A 12,569-nucleotide genomic window follows, 5' to 3' on the forward strand; every position below is an offset into this window, starting at 1 on the left:
GGCGATCGTCTGCGCGTCGAGCGGCACGCCGGTCACCTCATGCAGCGCCTCGGCCACCTTGTCGCGGTTCTGGTCGGCCCATTTGGCCGCGTCGCCGAGCGCGCCGATCGTCGTCGAGACGAAATCCGGATGCGCCTTGGCGAAATCCTTGTTGGCGAGGAAATAGGTGTTGACCTTGAGCACGTCGCTTGAGCGGGCAAGCACGCGCGGCTGGTAGCGGGTCTCGGCGATGGCGAAGAACGGATCCCATACCGCCCAGGCGTCGATCTGGTCGCTGGCGAAGGCGGCGGCCGCGTCGGCCGGGCTGAGATAGACCGGCGTGACCTGGTCGAACGCGATGCCGGTTTTTTCCAGCGCCGCGACCAGCAGGTTATGCGCGCTGGTGCCCTTGCCGACGCCGATGCGCTTGCCCTTGAGATCGGCCAGCGACTGGATCGGCGAGGCCGGCTTGACGAAGATCGCCTCGCCGTCGCCATTCGAAGGCAGCGCCGCCGCATAGACGATGTTGGCGCCGGCCGACTGGCCGAAGATCGGCGGCGCGTCGCCGGTCCAGCCGACATCGATGGCGCCGACATTCAAGGCTTCCACCAGCGGCGGGCCGGCGGTGAACTCGACCCATTTCACCGTGACGCCCTTGTCGGCCAGCGCCTTTTCGATGATCTGCTGCTGCCTGGCGATCACCGGCAGGCCGGTCTTCTGGTAGCCGATGTTGAAGGACTTGAGCTCTTGCGCCGCGGCGCCCAAGGACGTCGTCCCAAAGGATGCGGCAAAGGCCGCCACTGCCAGCAGGCCGCCGCCAAAAGCGCGTCTCGTCAGATTGAACATGACCCTCTCCTTCGATGGCCGGGGCTGCCGGGCCGTTGGAATGAGATCAGGCTAGGTAAATCTATAAAGTTAGTAGAGGAACGATCTTGCGAGTTCGGCGGGTTTGATGGAATATTTTCTGCGCGCAGCCTCCTTTCGTCATCCACGGTCGGAGCAAGGAGCGAAGCGACGCGCGTAGACCCGAGGATCCATGCCGTGACTTCGAGGCGCCGTGGCGGTGCAGGCATTTGCACTGCTGCGCCAGCGGTTGCATCTCTTTTCTGGACCGCAGCAATCTTCGGCGGGTGTAACGGAATGGATTCTAGGGTCTGCGCGCGTCGCTTCGCTCCTTGCTCCGCCCTAGAATGACGAGGTTCGGGCGGCTGCAACCAATCGGCGCGGTTCCGCCCTAGAATGACGAAGTCRCAGGGCTAGCGCGCGATGACGACCCGCTCACTGCGACCAGTATTGCCAGGCCCAGTAGAAACTCTCGTCGCGCGGCGGCAGGCGATCGCGTTCGCCGGCAAACGACACCGGGGTCGGCGATTTCGCTTCGTCCTGCGGCGGCCGGTCGTCTCCCCGTTGCTTGTCGCTCGGCGGCAGACGCAACAGCCAAGCGCCGACATGCGCAAACAGCACTGCGGTGGAATGGGTCACAAGTCCTACTCCTTCGCTTTCGTTCACTCCCGCCCCGCCCAGGGAACCAGCACGCGCTCGATCCGGCGGATGATGAATTCGAGGGCAAAGGCGATGATCGCGATCACCAGGATGCCCATCACCACTACGTCGGTGACCAGGAACTGCGCCGCCGACTGGATCATGAATCCGAGCCCCCGCGTCGCCGCCACCAGCTCGGCGGCCACCAGCGTCGACCAGCCGGCGCCGAGCGCGATGCGCAGGCCGGTGAGGATCGACGGCAGCGCGCTGGGCAGGACCACATGACGGATGACTTGCGCGCGCGTTGCGCCGAGCGAGCGCGCCGCGTCGACGCGCTCGCGTGACACGCCGCGCACCCCGGCGGCCGTCGACAGCGCCACCGGCGCCAGCATGGCGATGGCGATCACCAGGATCTTCGACGGCTCGCCTATGCCGAACCAGATGATGATCAGCGGCAGATAGGCGAGCGGCGGGATCGRCCGCAGGAACTCGAGCAGCGGATCGAACACGCCGCGCCCGATCCGGCTGATGCCGATGGCGAGGCCGACCGGGACGCCGACGACGATCGCGGCGATCAGCGCCGCGAACACGCGCCACAGCGAGGCGAAGAGGTGCTGGAGCAGCGTCGCGTCGACGAACCCATCGCGGGCGACGACGACGAACTTGGCCCAGACCGCGGCGGGCGAGGGCAGGAAGACCGGCGATACCAGCTGCAGCGAAGCCRCCACCGTCCAGGCGGCCAGCAGCACGAGGATGGTGATCGCGCTGACCAGCCGGGCTGAAACCGCCCGTCTCGGCTTTGGCCGGGGCCGCGACCATGGCACGGAGAAACCGTCTTTCTCGCCAGATTTCGCAGCCGGACGTTCGCTATAGGCGCCGACGCTCATGCTGCCTCTCCCTCGAAGATCGCGTCGGTCAGCTCCGCGCGGGCCGCGGCGAAGGCGGGATCCGCCTTGATCGCGCGGATCGGCTCGCCGGCCGCGTAACGGCGGCCGAAATGCGTTTCGAATGTCCGCACCACATGGCCGGGCCCCGGCGCCAGCACGACGATGCGGGTGGCGAGCACCAGCGCTTCCTCGATGCCGTGCGTCACCATCAGCACGCCGACATGGGCGGCGGCCCACAGATCGAGCAGCGTCGTCTGCATGCGCTCGCGCGTCAGCGCGTCGAGGGCGCCGAGCGGCTCGTCGAGCAGAAGGAATTCGGGTTCGGCGGCGAGCGCCCGGGCAAGGCCGACGCGCTGGCGCATGCCGCCGGAAAGCTCCCAGATGCGCTTGTCGCCGGCGTCTCCGAGCTTGACCAGCGACAGCAATTCGTCGGCGCGGCGCGCCCTTTTGTCGGCCGGCACGCCGCGCAGCCTGAGCGCGAAGGCGACGTTTTCCCGCGCCGTCAGCCAGGGGAACAAAGCATCGTTCTGGAACACCACGGCGCGGTCGGATCCGGGTCCGGTGATCGGCCGGCCACCCACCGTGGCCAAGCCGCCTGCGGGCTCGACCAGGCCGGCGGCGACGTTGAGCAGCGAGGTCTTGCCRCAGCCGGACCGGCCGACCAGCACGACGAAATCGCCTTTCGCAATGTCGAGCGAGACACGCTCGACCGCCGGTGCCGGCTGGCCRTCATAATGGACACTGACCTTGTCGAGGGTGAGATGCGTCATTCGGGCCTCTACTGGATCAGGGCGTTGTATCCTGGGCCTGCCCCGAAGCCGCGCCTCGTAAGCGGCTTCGGGACAGGCAAGCGCAAGGCCAAGGGAAGAAGGCGCCGCGCTTCCGAACAATCCCCGGAAAGGCGGTCATCCTTCCGGGAATTGCATGGAGAAAGCTCAGTTCGAGGCGAGCGCCTCGCTGGCGTATTTGGCCGTCACATATTTCGAATAGTCGGGCAGCACCGCGTCGACCTTGCCCTGCTCCTTGAGGAAGGCGGATGTCGCCGCGACGGCCTTGACGGTGGCGCCGCCGAGGAACTTGTCCGAGGCCTGCTCCTCGAGCGACGGGAAGACATAGCCCTTGAGCAGCTCCGGCACCTCTTCCAGCTTGGCGCCGGTGAGCTTGGCGATCTTGCCCGCTTCCGGCGAGGACACCGACCAGGCCTCCGGCTTGGCGAGGAACTGGGCATAGGCCTCGCCGGTCACCTTGACGAAGTCGCGGACGGCCTCGGGATGCTTTTCGGCAAAATCGGTGCGCACGATCCAGGCGTCGAAGGTCGGCGCGCCCCAGGCGGCCACCTGCGCGGAGTCCAGCACCACCTTGCCGGTGGTCTTGACTTGGCCGAGCGCCGGATCCCAGACATAGGCCGCGTCGATGTCGCCGCGCGCGAAGGCGGCGGCGATCTCCGGCGGCCTCAGATTAAGAATCTGCACCGACTTCGGGTCGACGCCTTCATGCTTCAGCGCCGCGAGCAGGCTGTAATGCGTGGTCGAGACGAACGGCACGGCGACCTTCTTGCCGGCGAGGTCGGCGACCTTCTCGATGCCGGCGCCGTTGCGGGCGACCAGCGCTTCCGACGGACCGATCAGGCCGACGACGAAGATGGTCTCAACCGRCAATTCGCGGCTGGCGGCCGCGGCCAGCGGGCTCGAGCCGACATAGCCGATATCGACCGAGCCGGAGGCGATCGCGGCGATGACGTCGGCGCCCGAATCGAACTTGCGCCAGTCGATCGCCGCCTTGGTCGCCTTCTCATAGGCGCCGTCGGCCTGCGGCACTTTCGAGGGCTCGACCACCGTCTGGTAGCCGATGGTGATCTTGAGGTCCTCGGCGCTGGCCGGGCCGAGCAGGGCGGCGGCCGTAAGCGCCGCCGACGAGAAAAGCAGAACGCGTCGTGAAAGGRTTGACATTGAAAGGCTCCAWAAACCCCGAAAAACTGGATTGCCTTTCTATCGTCCGTTAATTCTATCGGGTTTGTAGAGTTAAATCCTTCCAACGAAGCGCGCTTTGTTGGAAAAGTGTCGCCGGGTACCGACGGCGGAGGCGCAAAAGGACGGTCGCGGCGTGCTGTAACGGACGGCAACCTGCGTTCTTCGTCATTCCAGGGCGGAGCAAGGAGCAAAGCGACGCGCGCAGACCCTGGAATGCGACCGAAAGGGATGGCGTAGCCAATCGCCAAGGGTGATCGGTCCAGCGAACGAAAATTCTCCTGTCACCCCGTCTCGGCAAATCCATGCTTCAAAGGGCAGGTGAATTGAAAAGCCGGTTTCGTGCCTGGCTCGGTTAGTATAGTAATCTTATCAACATTGGGAGTGAGAGAACGATGCGCGACCTTCTGAAAACCGTTCCGGCGATCGTTCGTGGCTTGCGGCCGGGGCCGCCCGCGGCGCTGGCCGCGCGCTGACCGCTCCGTTACGTTTCGGCTCGCAATCATGGTTGGACGCGCCAATTCCATCATCATTGTCGGCGGCGGCGCCAGYGGCGTCGTGCTGGCCGCGCATCTGCTCAAATCACCCAATCCGGATCTGCGCGTCACGCTGATCGAGAAGCGGCCGCATTTCGGCCAGGGCATGGCCTATTCCACTTTGCTGTCGGCGCATGTGCTCAACGTCAAAGCCTCCGGCATGAGCGCCTATGCCGACGACCCCGCCCATTTCGCACGCTGGGTGCTGGAGCGCGGCTTCGCCAAGCCGGACCAGGGACCGTTCTACGCGCCGCGCAGCCTCTATGCGCGCTACCTGAAGGAGCTGCTCGACGATCTGGTGGAACGTGAGCGCGAGACCGGCCGGTTGCGGCTGATTGCCGAGGAGAGCCTGTCGATCTCGCCGACGCCGGCTGGTGTCGAGGTGGTGCTTGCCAACGGCACCAGCGTCGTTGGCCATCTGGCCGTGCTTGCCACCGGCCATGACGAGCAGCCTGGCGCCTTCCAGGGCCATGCGATCCGCATGGGAACGGAGGCCGACACCGCGCTCGATCCCGAGGCCGCCGTCCTGCTGCTCGGCACGGGCCTGAGCATGGTCGACGCCTTCCTGTCGCTGGAACAGCGCGGCCATCGCGGCGCCATCGTCGCGGTCTCGCGGCGCGGCCTGCTGCCGTCGCCGCACCGCAAGGGCAATCCGATCAAGCTCGATATCGCCGATATTCCGCTCGGCACCCAGCTTTCCTATTTCGTCGGCTGGTTCCGCAATCTGATCCGCGAGACCCAGAAGGYCGGCGGCGACTGGCGCGACGTCGTCGACGGCTTAAGACCCTTCAACCAGACGATCTGGCAGAACTGGCCTTCCTCGGCCAAGCGCCGCTTCGTCGAGCATACCAAGGCCTGGTGGGACATCCACCGCCACCGCATGGCGCCGGAAGTCTACGCGCGCGTCACCGAAGCGGTCGGGTCGGGCCGCATCCGCCTCGTCGCCGGCAGGGTGGTGAATATCGCGGCGAACGGCAGCTTCGTCGTAAAAGTCCAGCCGCGCGGCACGCAGGATATCGAGACCCTGGAGGTCGCCCGCCTCTATGACTGCATGGGCATTGCCCGCGACATTTCGAGGACGTCGAACGGCGTCGTGCGTTCGCTGATCGAGCGCGGCCTGGCGCGGCCCGATCCGCTGCGTCTCGGCCTCGACGTCACGGCGAAATGCGAGCTGATCGCCRCCGACGGCACGGTGTCGTCGAAGCTGCTCGCCGTCGGGCCGCTGACGCGCGGCACCTTCTTCGAGATCGACGCCATCCCCGATATACGCGTGCAAAGCGCGAAGCTGAGCAGGCAGCTGTTGGGGTGAAATTTCTGCCGAGGTAGGCGCTCTACGGCGCCCCCCTCTGGCCTGCCGGCCATCTCCCCCACAAGTGGGGAGATTGGCTGTCGCCGCGGCTTTCGCCAATCGCCAATATTGCAGAAAAGGCGCTACGGGCGGAGCTGCTGATCTCCCCCCAAGTGGGGGAGATGTCCGGCAGGACAGAGGGGGGCGCTGTCCCGCCGGCCTTCAAACGGGAGAGGCGATAGAGCCCTCTCCGCGAAATTCCATTCCTCCACTCGCCGCTGGATTGGCACGATCTATCTTCTTTCCGAAGGCAAAGGGCTGGAAAAGACACCTCGCGCGATCCGCGAAGCCGGAATGGATTCCGGCGGCTCGATGCGCAAGATTGCCAACACCCGCCTCGAACTGCTTCGATGGAGCACTCAAGATGAGCGAGCAGACAAAAGCAGCGCCCGGCGGCGCGGACACCAATCTGTCGAGACTTCGCCCGCCTTACGCCTCGGTGCTCGACCTGATCGGCCAGACGCCGGTCGTCGAGCTGACCAGGTTCGACACCGGCAAATGCCGCCTGTTCATCAAGCTCGAAAGCCAGAATCCCGGCGGCTCGATCAAGGACCRCATCGCGCTGTCGATGATCGCGGCGGCGGAAAAGGCGGGCAAGTTGAAGCGCGGCGGCACGATCGTCGAGGCCACCGCCGGCAACACCGGTCTCGGCCTTGCCCAGGTCGGCATCCCGAAAGGCTACCGCATCATCCTGGTCGTGCCCGACAAGATGTCGCGCGAAAAAATCCAGCACCTGCGGGCCTTGGGCGCCGAAGTGCGCATGACCCGCTCCGATGTCGGCAAGGGCCATCCCGAATATTACCAGGACATGGCRCAGAAGATCGCCGCCGAATTGCCCGGCGCCTTCTATGCCAACCAGTTCGCCAACCCTGCCAATCCGCTGGCGCATGAGACGACCACCGGGCCGGAAATTTTCTCGCAGCTTGGCGGCGATGTCGACGCGGTGGTGGTCGGCGTCGGCTCCGGCGGCACGCTCACCGGCCTCGGCCGCTTTTTCGCAAAGCATTCGCCCAAGACCGAGATGGTGCTGGCCGATCCGGTCGGCTCGGTGCTGGCGCCGCTGATCAAGACCGGCAAGATGGAGGAGGCGGGCAGYTGGACGGTGGAGGGAATCGGCGAGGATTTCGTGCCGCCTAATGCCGATCTTTCGCTGGTGAAGAAGGCCTATTCCATCCCCGACAAGCAGAGCATGCTGGCGGTGCGCGATCTCTTGTCCAAGGAAGGCATCCTGGCCGGCTCGTCCTCCGGAACGCTGTTGTCGGCGGCGCTGCGCTATTGCCGCGAGCAGACGGCGCCCAAGCGCGTCGTGACCTTCGTTTGCGACAGCGGCAACAAATACCTGTCGAAAGTCTTCGACGATTTCTGGCTGGCCGAGCAGGGGCTTGCCGAGCAGGAGCAGCATGGCGATTTGCGCGACCTCGTCATGCGCTCGCACCGCACCGGCGACACCGTCTGGGTCGGACCGGAGGAAAGCCTGCTCAACGCCTATGGCCGCATGCGCCGTTCCGATGTCTCGCAATTGCCGGTGCTGGATGAAGGCAGGCTGGTCGGCATCGTCGACGAAAGCGACATCCTGGCCAAGGTCGACGGCCCCTATGACGGCCGCTGGGACCGCTTCAACGCGCCGGTGCGCACGGCCATGACGTCCAACCTGCATACGCTGCAGGCCAATCAGACGCTCGATGCGCTGCTGCCTGTCTTCGACCGCAACGAGGTCGCCATCGTCTTCGATGGCGATGAGTTCATCGGCCTGATAACCCGTATCGACCTGATCAACCATCTGAGGCGCCGCGCAAAATGACTTCGAACGGCAAGAACCGCCTGGCCTTTTCCACCCGCACCATCCATGGCGGCCAGAGCCACGACCCGCTGACCGGCGCGGTGATGGTGCCGATCTACGCCACCTCCACCTACGGCCAGCAGTCGCCCGGCGTGCACAAGGGCTTTGAATATGCCCGCAGCCACAACCCGACGCGCTTTGCCTTCGAGCGCGCGGTCGCCGACCTTGAAAGCGGCTCGGCCGCCTTCGCCTTCGCCTCCGGCCTGGCGGCGATCGGCACGGTGCTGGAACTGCTCGACGCCGGCGCCCATATCGTCGCCACCGACGACATCTATGGCGGCTCGTTCCGCTTGATGGAGCGGGTGCGCAAGCGTTCGGCGGGCTTGCAGGTCAGCTTCGCCGACTTCACCGATCTGGCCGCCGTCGAAGCCGCGATCCGCCCGGAGACGAAACTGCTTTGGGTCGAGACGCCGACCAATCCGCTGCTGCGCATCGTCGATCTCGAAGCGGTCGCCGCGCTCGCTAAACGCAAGGGCCTGCTCACCGTCGCCGACAACACTTTTTGCAGCCCCTATATCCAGCGCCCGCTCGAGCTCGGCATCGACATCGTCGTCCATTCGGTGACGAAATATCTGAACGGCCATTCCGACATGGTCGGCGGCGTCGCGGTCGTCGGCGACAACAAGGATCTCGCGGCGCAACTGAAATTCCTGCAGAACGCCATCGGCGGCATCTCCGGCCCGTTCGACAGTTTTCTGGCGCTACGCGGCATCAAGACCTTGGCGCTGAGGATGGAGCGCCACTCGGCCAACGGCCTGAAAATTGCGCAATGGCTGGAGACGCGGAAAGACGTCCGCCGCGTCATCTATCCCGGCCTCGCCAGCCATCCACAGCACTCCATCGCCGTCCAGCAGATGCACGCCTTCGGCGGCATGATCTCGGTCGACCTCGACCGCGACCTTGCCGGCACGAAGCGCTTCCTCGAACGCACCCAGCTCTTCACTTTGGCCGAAAGCCTGGGCGGCGTCGAAAGCCTGATCGAGCATCCCGCGCTGATGACGCACGGCTCGATCCCGGCGGAAAAGCGCGCGGCGATCGGGATCACCGATTCGCTGGTGCGGCTGTCCTGCGGGATCGAGGATGGGGATGATCTGGTCGCGGATCTGGAGCAGGCGCTGCGAGAATAACACCTAGCCGGCAGCGTTATCCCGCGCACGCAACAATTCAACGTGGCTGCACCTAACGCCAGGAGCTTCTATGCGAATTTTTTCTTGAGTTTCGCCGGTGCACCTTTAATCACGGGCGAAGCTGAGACGCAGTGCTGAACAAAGGCGCTCTGGATATCGATCTCTGACCCAATAAAGAATTCTCCGCCAACGGAATCGAACTTCGTCGCGAATACATTCTTCAACAATGTCTCTGAATTGTGAGCTGATTGGCCRTCTTTATAGGGGTGAGTTGAGACCAGCTGCCAGCTAACGACTGACGATTTCGGAAACCCCGAGTTTAGCTCGGAAAGCCGGCGCCTGGGATCATTGCTTCGTCCTACCTTGAATAGCTTTTTTCCATAATCTGAATGGCTTTTACCAAGCAAGATTTCGACTGCGCCAGAGAACTTCATAAGATAAATTTTGTTTTCACCGTCCTCAGTGATAACCGTCTTTATGCCGAAGCTCGGTGGAGGCCCTTTGGACGGCTCGAAGATAGTTGCAGCTTGAGCCGTATCCAAAACGGCGGTGGCGGGTATCGGAGACTCACCAAAAACGTTAACTTCATATATCGGATAGCTAAGCGCCCGCTCCTGTTCCTTCGCATTGAGAAGGATGCCACGCGTAGTTCGTTCGAAACGATGCAAGTTTGCATACGCCTCGACCGCAATGTGCTTAATATGGACGTTGTTGTGAAGCCGCCAAGCGCGCGTGACCCTCAGCCCGAAATTCCATCTATGCGAAAATTTTCCTTTCTCCCGTCGATCAATCGCCTGTTGGGACATACGGTCGACGTCAAAACAGAACTCTTCAGATAGCTCCAAAAWTCCTAGCGCTTGGCGCTTTTCGTTGTCAGCCGTATGATGACTGATCGCTCCATAAATAAGCACCCAGTCTCCCGCTTTAGCGTTTTTAGCAAACGCTATGCGATCTCCCTCGTGTGTGAAGCCRTAGTAACCCTCGTTTTCTGGATCAAACCCCCAAAATGCGCGAAGCCATACCTGCTTTGACTCAACCATTATTTTGCCGTCCCCTCGGAGCATTCCGCAGCAGGTGTACTAGATACACCTCCCGTTTGTCTTCGCCTTTGGCGCTTGACGACAAGCGGACAGCGGTTCAAAATCGGAGTCGGCCTTGCGCACAGGYCGGTGTGCCCATCATGCGAAGCTAATGGCAGTGCGACATTTCAGATTGTGTTGATGCCGTTCCCGATTGGGCGGATTCGACTTGCAGTGGGCACCTTGTCGAGTCCGTTTGAGATCAGGAATGGATCATGGCTACGACAGAAAATCTCGACATCATCAAAACGCTTGCGAAGAGGCTGGCGCGCGCCCAGCGGACCAAGCACATTGACGCTCTTGAGCTAATCGCGCGTGAGCTGGGCTTCCCTCACTGGAATGCACTCATGAGTGACTTCAAGAAAGGATGGCGCCCATCGTCGACAGACTTAGAGGCTGCGGAAAATCTGTTGGGCGCCGYGAACCCTCTAAGGTCAAAGGACATTGGAGGGGCAGCTTTGAGCCCATTTTCTCAAGTCGTGGGGCTAACGATAACCAGCTCCACGTCACAAACTAATTACGATCCCTTTTCGGCAGATGAGATCACTGGAGAATTGGACGGACATCAATTCCGACTCATGGTCCTGTTAGACGATGTGATCATGGAGGGACGGGGGTGGCGAATTCTGATCCCCGAAGCTCCGACAGCCAAACCTGAAGTTCACCTTACGGATCGGCGGCTCAAACTAAATCCGATTTCGGACGAAAATTTCTTAGCCAAAGCGATGGCTGCAGCCAATATGCGGGCCGCACAGGTACATGCACGGATCGCCTCGGATTGGCCGCGCCGGTCAACAATCCCAGATGCCGAAGGCAATGCTCAGCACCCTCTTTTTGGTGGCGTTAGTTCCGAGTGGTTTTGTCTCCACTGCGATGGGGAATTCAGYGGGACGCAACTAGCTAAGAACTTTTGGCATTGCCCAGCTTGCAGYGCGACGCCGATAGATATTCATGAATCCAGATGGTGGTGTGATCAGCCGTCCTAAGCACCAAGAGTGTAATCGCCGTGGACTATTCGTCCGGGCTTTGCAATTCCRGATTACACTTTACAGTGAGCCAACTTGCGATCCCCGGAGGCGCCATGCGCGTGATCGTGTTGGGTGGCGGCGTGGTCGGCGTCACCACGGCCTATCAGCTGCAGAAGGACGGGCACGAGGTTGTCATCCTCGAGMGGCAGCAACAAGTCGCCGCCGAGACCARCTGGGGYAATGCCGRYATGATCGCGCCGGGGCATTCCTTCGTCTGGTCCTCGCCCAGGGCRCCGATGATCCTGTTGAAATCGCTGGTGCTGAAAGACCAGGCGCTGCGCTTCAAACTCTCGGCCGATCCGAGGCTCTACGGCTGGTCGTGGCTGTTCCTGATGGAATGCACGGCCGAGAAGGCGAGGCGCAACACGCTGCTCAAGCATCGTCTCGCCGTCTACTCGCAATCGGTCCTGCAAGAGGTCATCGCCGACGAGGCGATCGAATACGACCGCAACGATCGCGGCATCCTCTATTTCTATCGCAGCCAGCAGGCGCTCGACAAAGGCGTCGAGCATATGCGGCTGCTCGAATCCGACGGACAGCTGATCAAGGTGCTCGACCGCGACGCCATCGTCGCGCTCGACCCGTCACTGGCTTCGGCAAAAGAAAAAATCGYCGGCGGCATCCATTGCCCGACCGACGAGACCGGCGACCCGGCGAAATTCACCCGCGCGCTCGCCGCCAAGGTTGTCGAGCGCGGCGGCGAGATCCGAACCGGCACGACCATTATCCGTATCGAGACATCAGGCGACGGCGTCGCCCAGGTGCTGACCGACAAGGGCGCGGTCAAGGGCGACGCCTATGTGCTGGCGCTCGGCTCCTACAGCCCGCTGGTCGCCAAGACGGTCGGCATCAGCCTGCCGATCTACCCGATCAAGGGCTATTCGCTGACCATTCCTGTCGGCAACCGCCCGGCGCCGCCGACAGTTGCTTCGGTCGATGAGCACAATCTGGTCGCCATCTCGCGCTTCGGCGACCGTGTCCGCGTCACCGCCACGGCGGAGTTCGCCGGCTACGACACCAGCCACAAGCCGGCCGATTTTGCCTTCATGAAGGGCGTGACCGAGGAGCTCTATCCCGAAGGCGCCGATTATGACCGCACCGAGATGTGGGCGGGTCTGCGGCCCATGACTCCCAACAATCTCCCCGAGTTCGGCCAGCGGCGTTTGCGCAATCTCTACCTCAACACCGGGCACGGCCATATCGGCTGGACCATGTCGCATGGTTCCGCCCGCATCACCGCCGACCTCATCGCCGGCCGCAAGCCGGCGATCTCGATGGACGGTCTTTTGAACTGAG

Annotated in this window: 11 protein-coding genes; 5 read left to right on the forward strand and 6 right to left on the reverse strand. The window is 63.1% G+C overall.

Going from position 1 to position 12,569, the window contains the following annotated elements; translation table 11 throughout:
* The 5 genes from LCM4576_RS12735 to tauA all read right to left on the reverse strand — a co-directional run.
* A partial coding sequence (locus tag LCM4576_RS12735) for an aliphatic sulfonate ABC transporter substrate-binding protein (RefSeq protein WP_071032421.1) occupies window positions 1–825 on the reverse strand: 825 nt, incomplete at its 3' end.
* A 432-nt stretch (window positions 826–1,257) separates the two neighbouring features.
* Window positions 1,258–1,461 carry a hypothetical protein gene (locus LCM4576_RS12740; RefSeq protein ID WP_071032475.1) on the reverse strand — a complete coding sequence of 68 codons (204 nt, stop codon included), beginning with the start codon at window positions 1,459–1,461 and terminating at the stop codon, window positions 1,258–1,260.
* A gap of 23 nt (window positions 1,462–1,484) precedes the next feature.
* Entirely contained in the window at window positions 1,485–2,348 is an 864-nt protein-coding gene (locus LCM4576_RS12745; protein ID WP_071032422.1) for an ABC transporter permease subunit, read from the reverse strand.
* Window positions 2,345–3,118: a taurine ABC transporter ATP-binding protein gene (locus LCM4576_RS12750; protein ID WP_071032423.1), complete on the reverse strand. Its 774-nt coding sequence runs from the start codon at window positions 3,116–3,118 to the stop codon at window positions 2,345–2,347. Before LCM4576_RS12750 ends, LCM4576_RS12745 begins: the two co-directional genes overlap by 4 nt.
* Before the next feature lie 165 nt (window positions 3,119–3,283).
* Window positions 3,284–4,297, reverse strand: coding sequence for a taurine ABC transporter substrate-binding protein (gene tauA / locus LCM4576_RS12755; RefSeq protein WP_071032424.1), 1,014 nt, complete (start codon window positions 4,295–4,297; stop codon window positions 3,284–3,286).
* Window positions 4,298–4,819: 522 nt separating this feature from the next.
* Between tauA and LCM4576_RS12760 the strand changes: the two genes are divergently transcribed.
* The 3 genes from LCM4576_RS12760 to LCM4576_RS12770 all read left to right on the forward strand — a co-directional run bounded on the left by LCM4576_RS12760 (window position 4,820) and on the right by LCM4576_RS12770 (window position 9,166).
* On the forward strand, window positions 4,820–6,160 hold the full coding sequence (locus tag LCM4576_RS12760) for an FAD/NAD(P)-binding protein (RefSeq protein ID WP_071032425.1): 1,341 nt from the start codon (window positions 4,820–4,822) through the stop codon (window positions 6,158–6,160).
* 403 nt (window positions 6,161–6,563) lie between these two features.
* Window positions 6,564–8,000, forward strand: coding sequence for a pyridoxal-phosphate dependent enzyme (locus tag LCM4576_RS12765; protein WP_071032426.1), 1,437 nt, complete (start codon window positions 6,564–6,566; stop codon window positions 7,998–8,000).
* Window positions 7,997–9,166, forward strand: coding sequence for a PLP-dependent aspartate aminotransferase family protein (locus LCM4576_RS12770; RefSeq protein WP_071032427.1), 1,170 nt, complete (start codon window positions 7,997–7,999; stop codon window positions 9,164–9,166). Before LCM4576_RS12765 ends, LCM4576_RS12770 begins: the two co-directional genes overlap by 4 nt.
* A gap of 68 nt (window positions 9,167–9,234) precedes the next feature.
* Here LCM4576_RS12770 and LCM4576_RS12775 read toward each other — a convergent pair whose 3' ends face one another.
* Window positions 9,235–10,206 (reverse strand): GIY-YIG nuclease family protein, encoded by a 972-nt coding sequence (locus tag LCM4576_RS12775; RefSeq protein ID WP_157901212.1) that lies wholly within the window; start codon window positions 10,204–10,206, stop codon window positions 9,235–9,237.
* Between the two features lie 254 nt (window positions 10,207–10,460).
* On the opposite strand from LCM4576_RS12775, the gene LCM4576_RS36290 reads away from it, so the two are divergent.
* Complete coding sequence (locus tag LCM4576_RS36290; RefSeq protein ID WP_131803246.1) at window positions 10,461–11,231, forward strand: hypothetical protein; 771 nt, start codon at window positions 10,461–10,463, stop codon at window positions 11,229–11,231.
* A 95-nt stretch (window positions 11,232–11,326) separates the two neighbouring features.
* A complete protein-coding gene (locus LCM4576_RS12780) occupies window positions 11,327–12,568 on the forward strand; it encodes a D-amino acid dehydrogenase (RefSeq protein ID WP_071032429.1) in 1,242 nt (413 codons plus the stop codon).
* Window position 12,569 lies beyond the last annotated feature (1 nt).

Origin of the sequence: Mesorhizobium sp. LCM 4576 (assembly GCF_001854815.1) — a bacterium.
In the GTDB taxonomy this organism is placed as follows: domain Bacteria; phylum Pseudomonadota; class Alphaproteobacteria; order Rhizobiales; family Rhizobiaceae; genus Mesorhizobium; species Mesorhizobium plurifarium.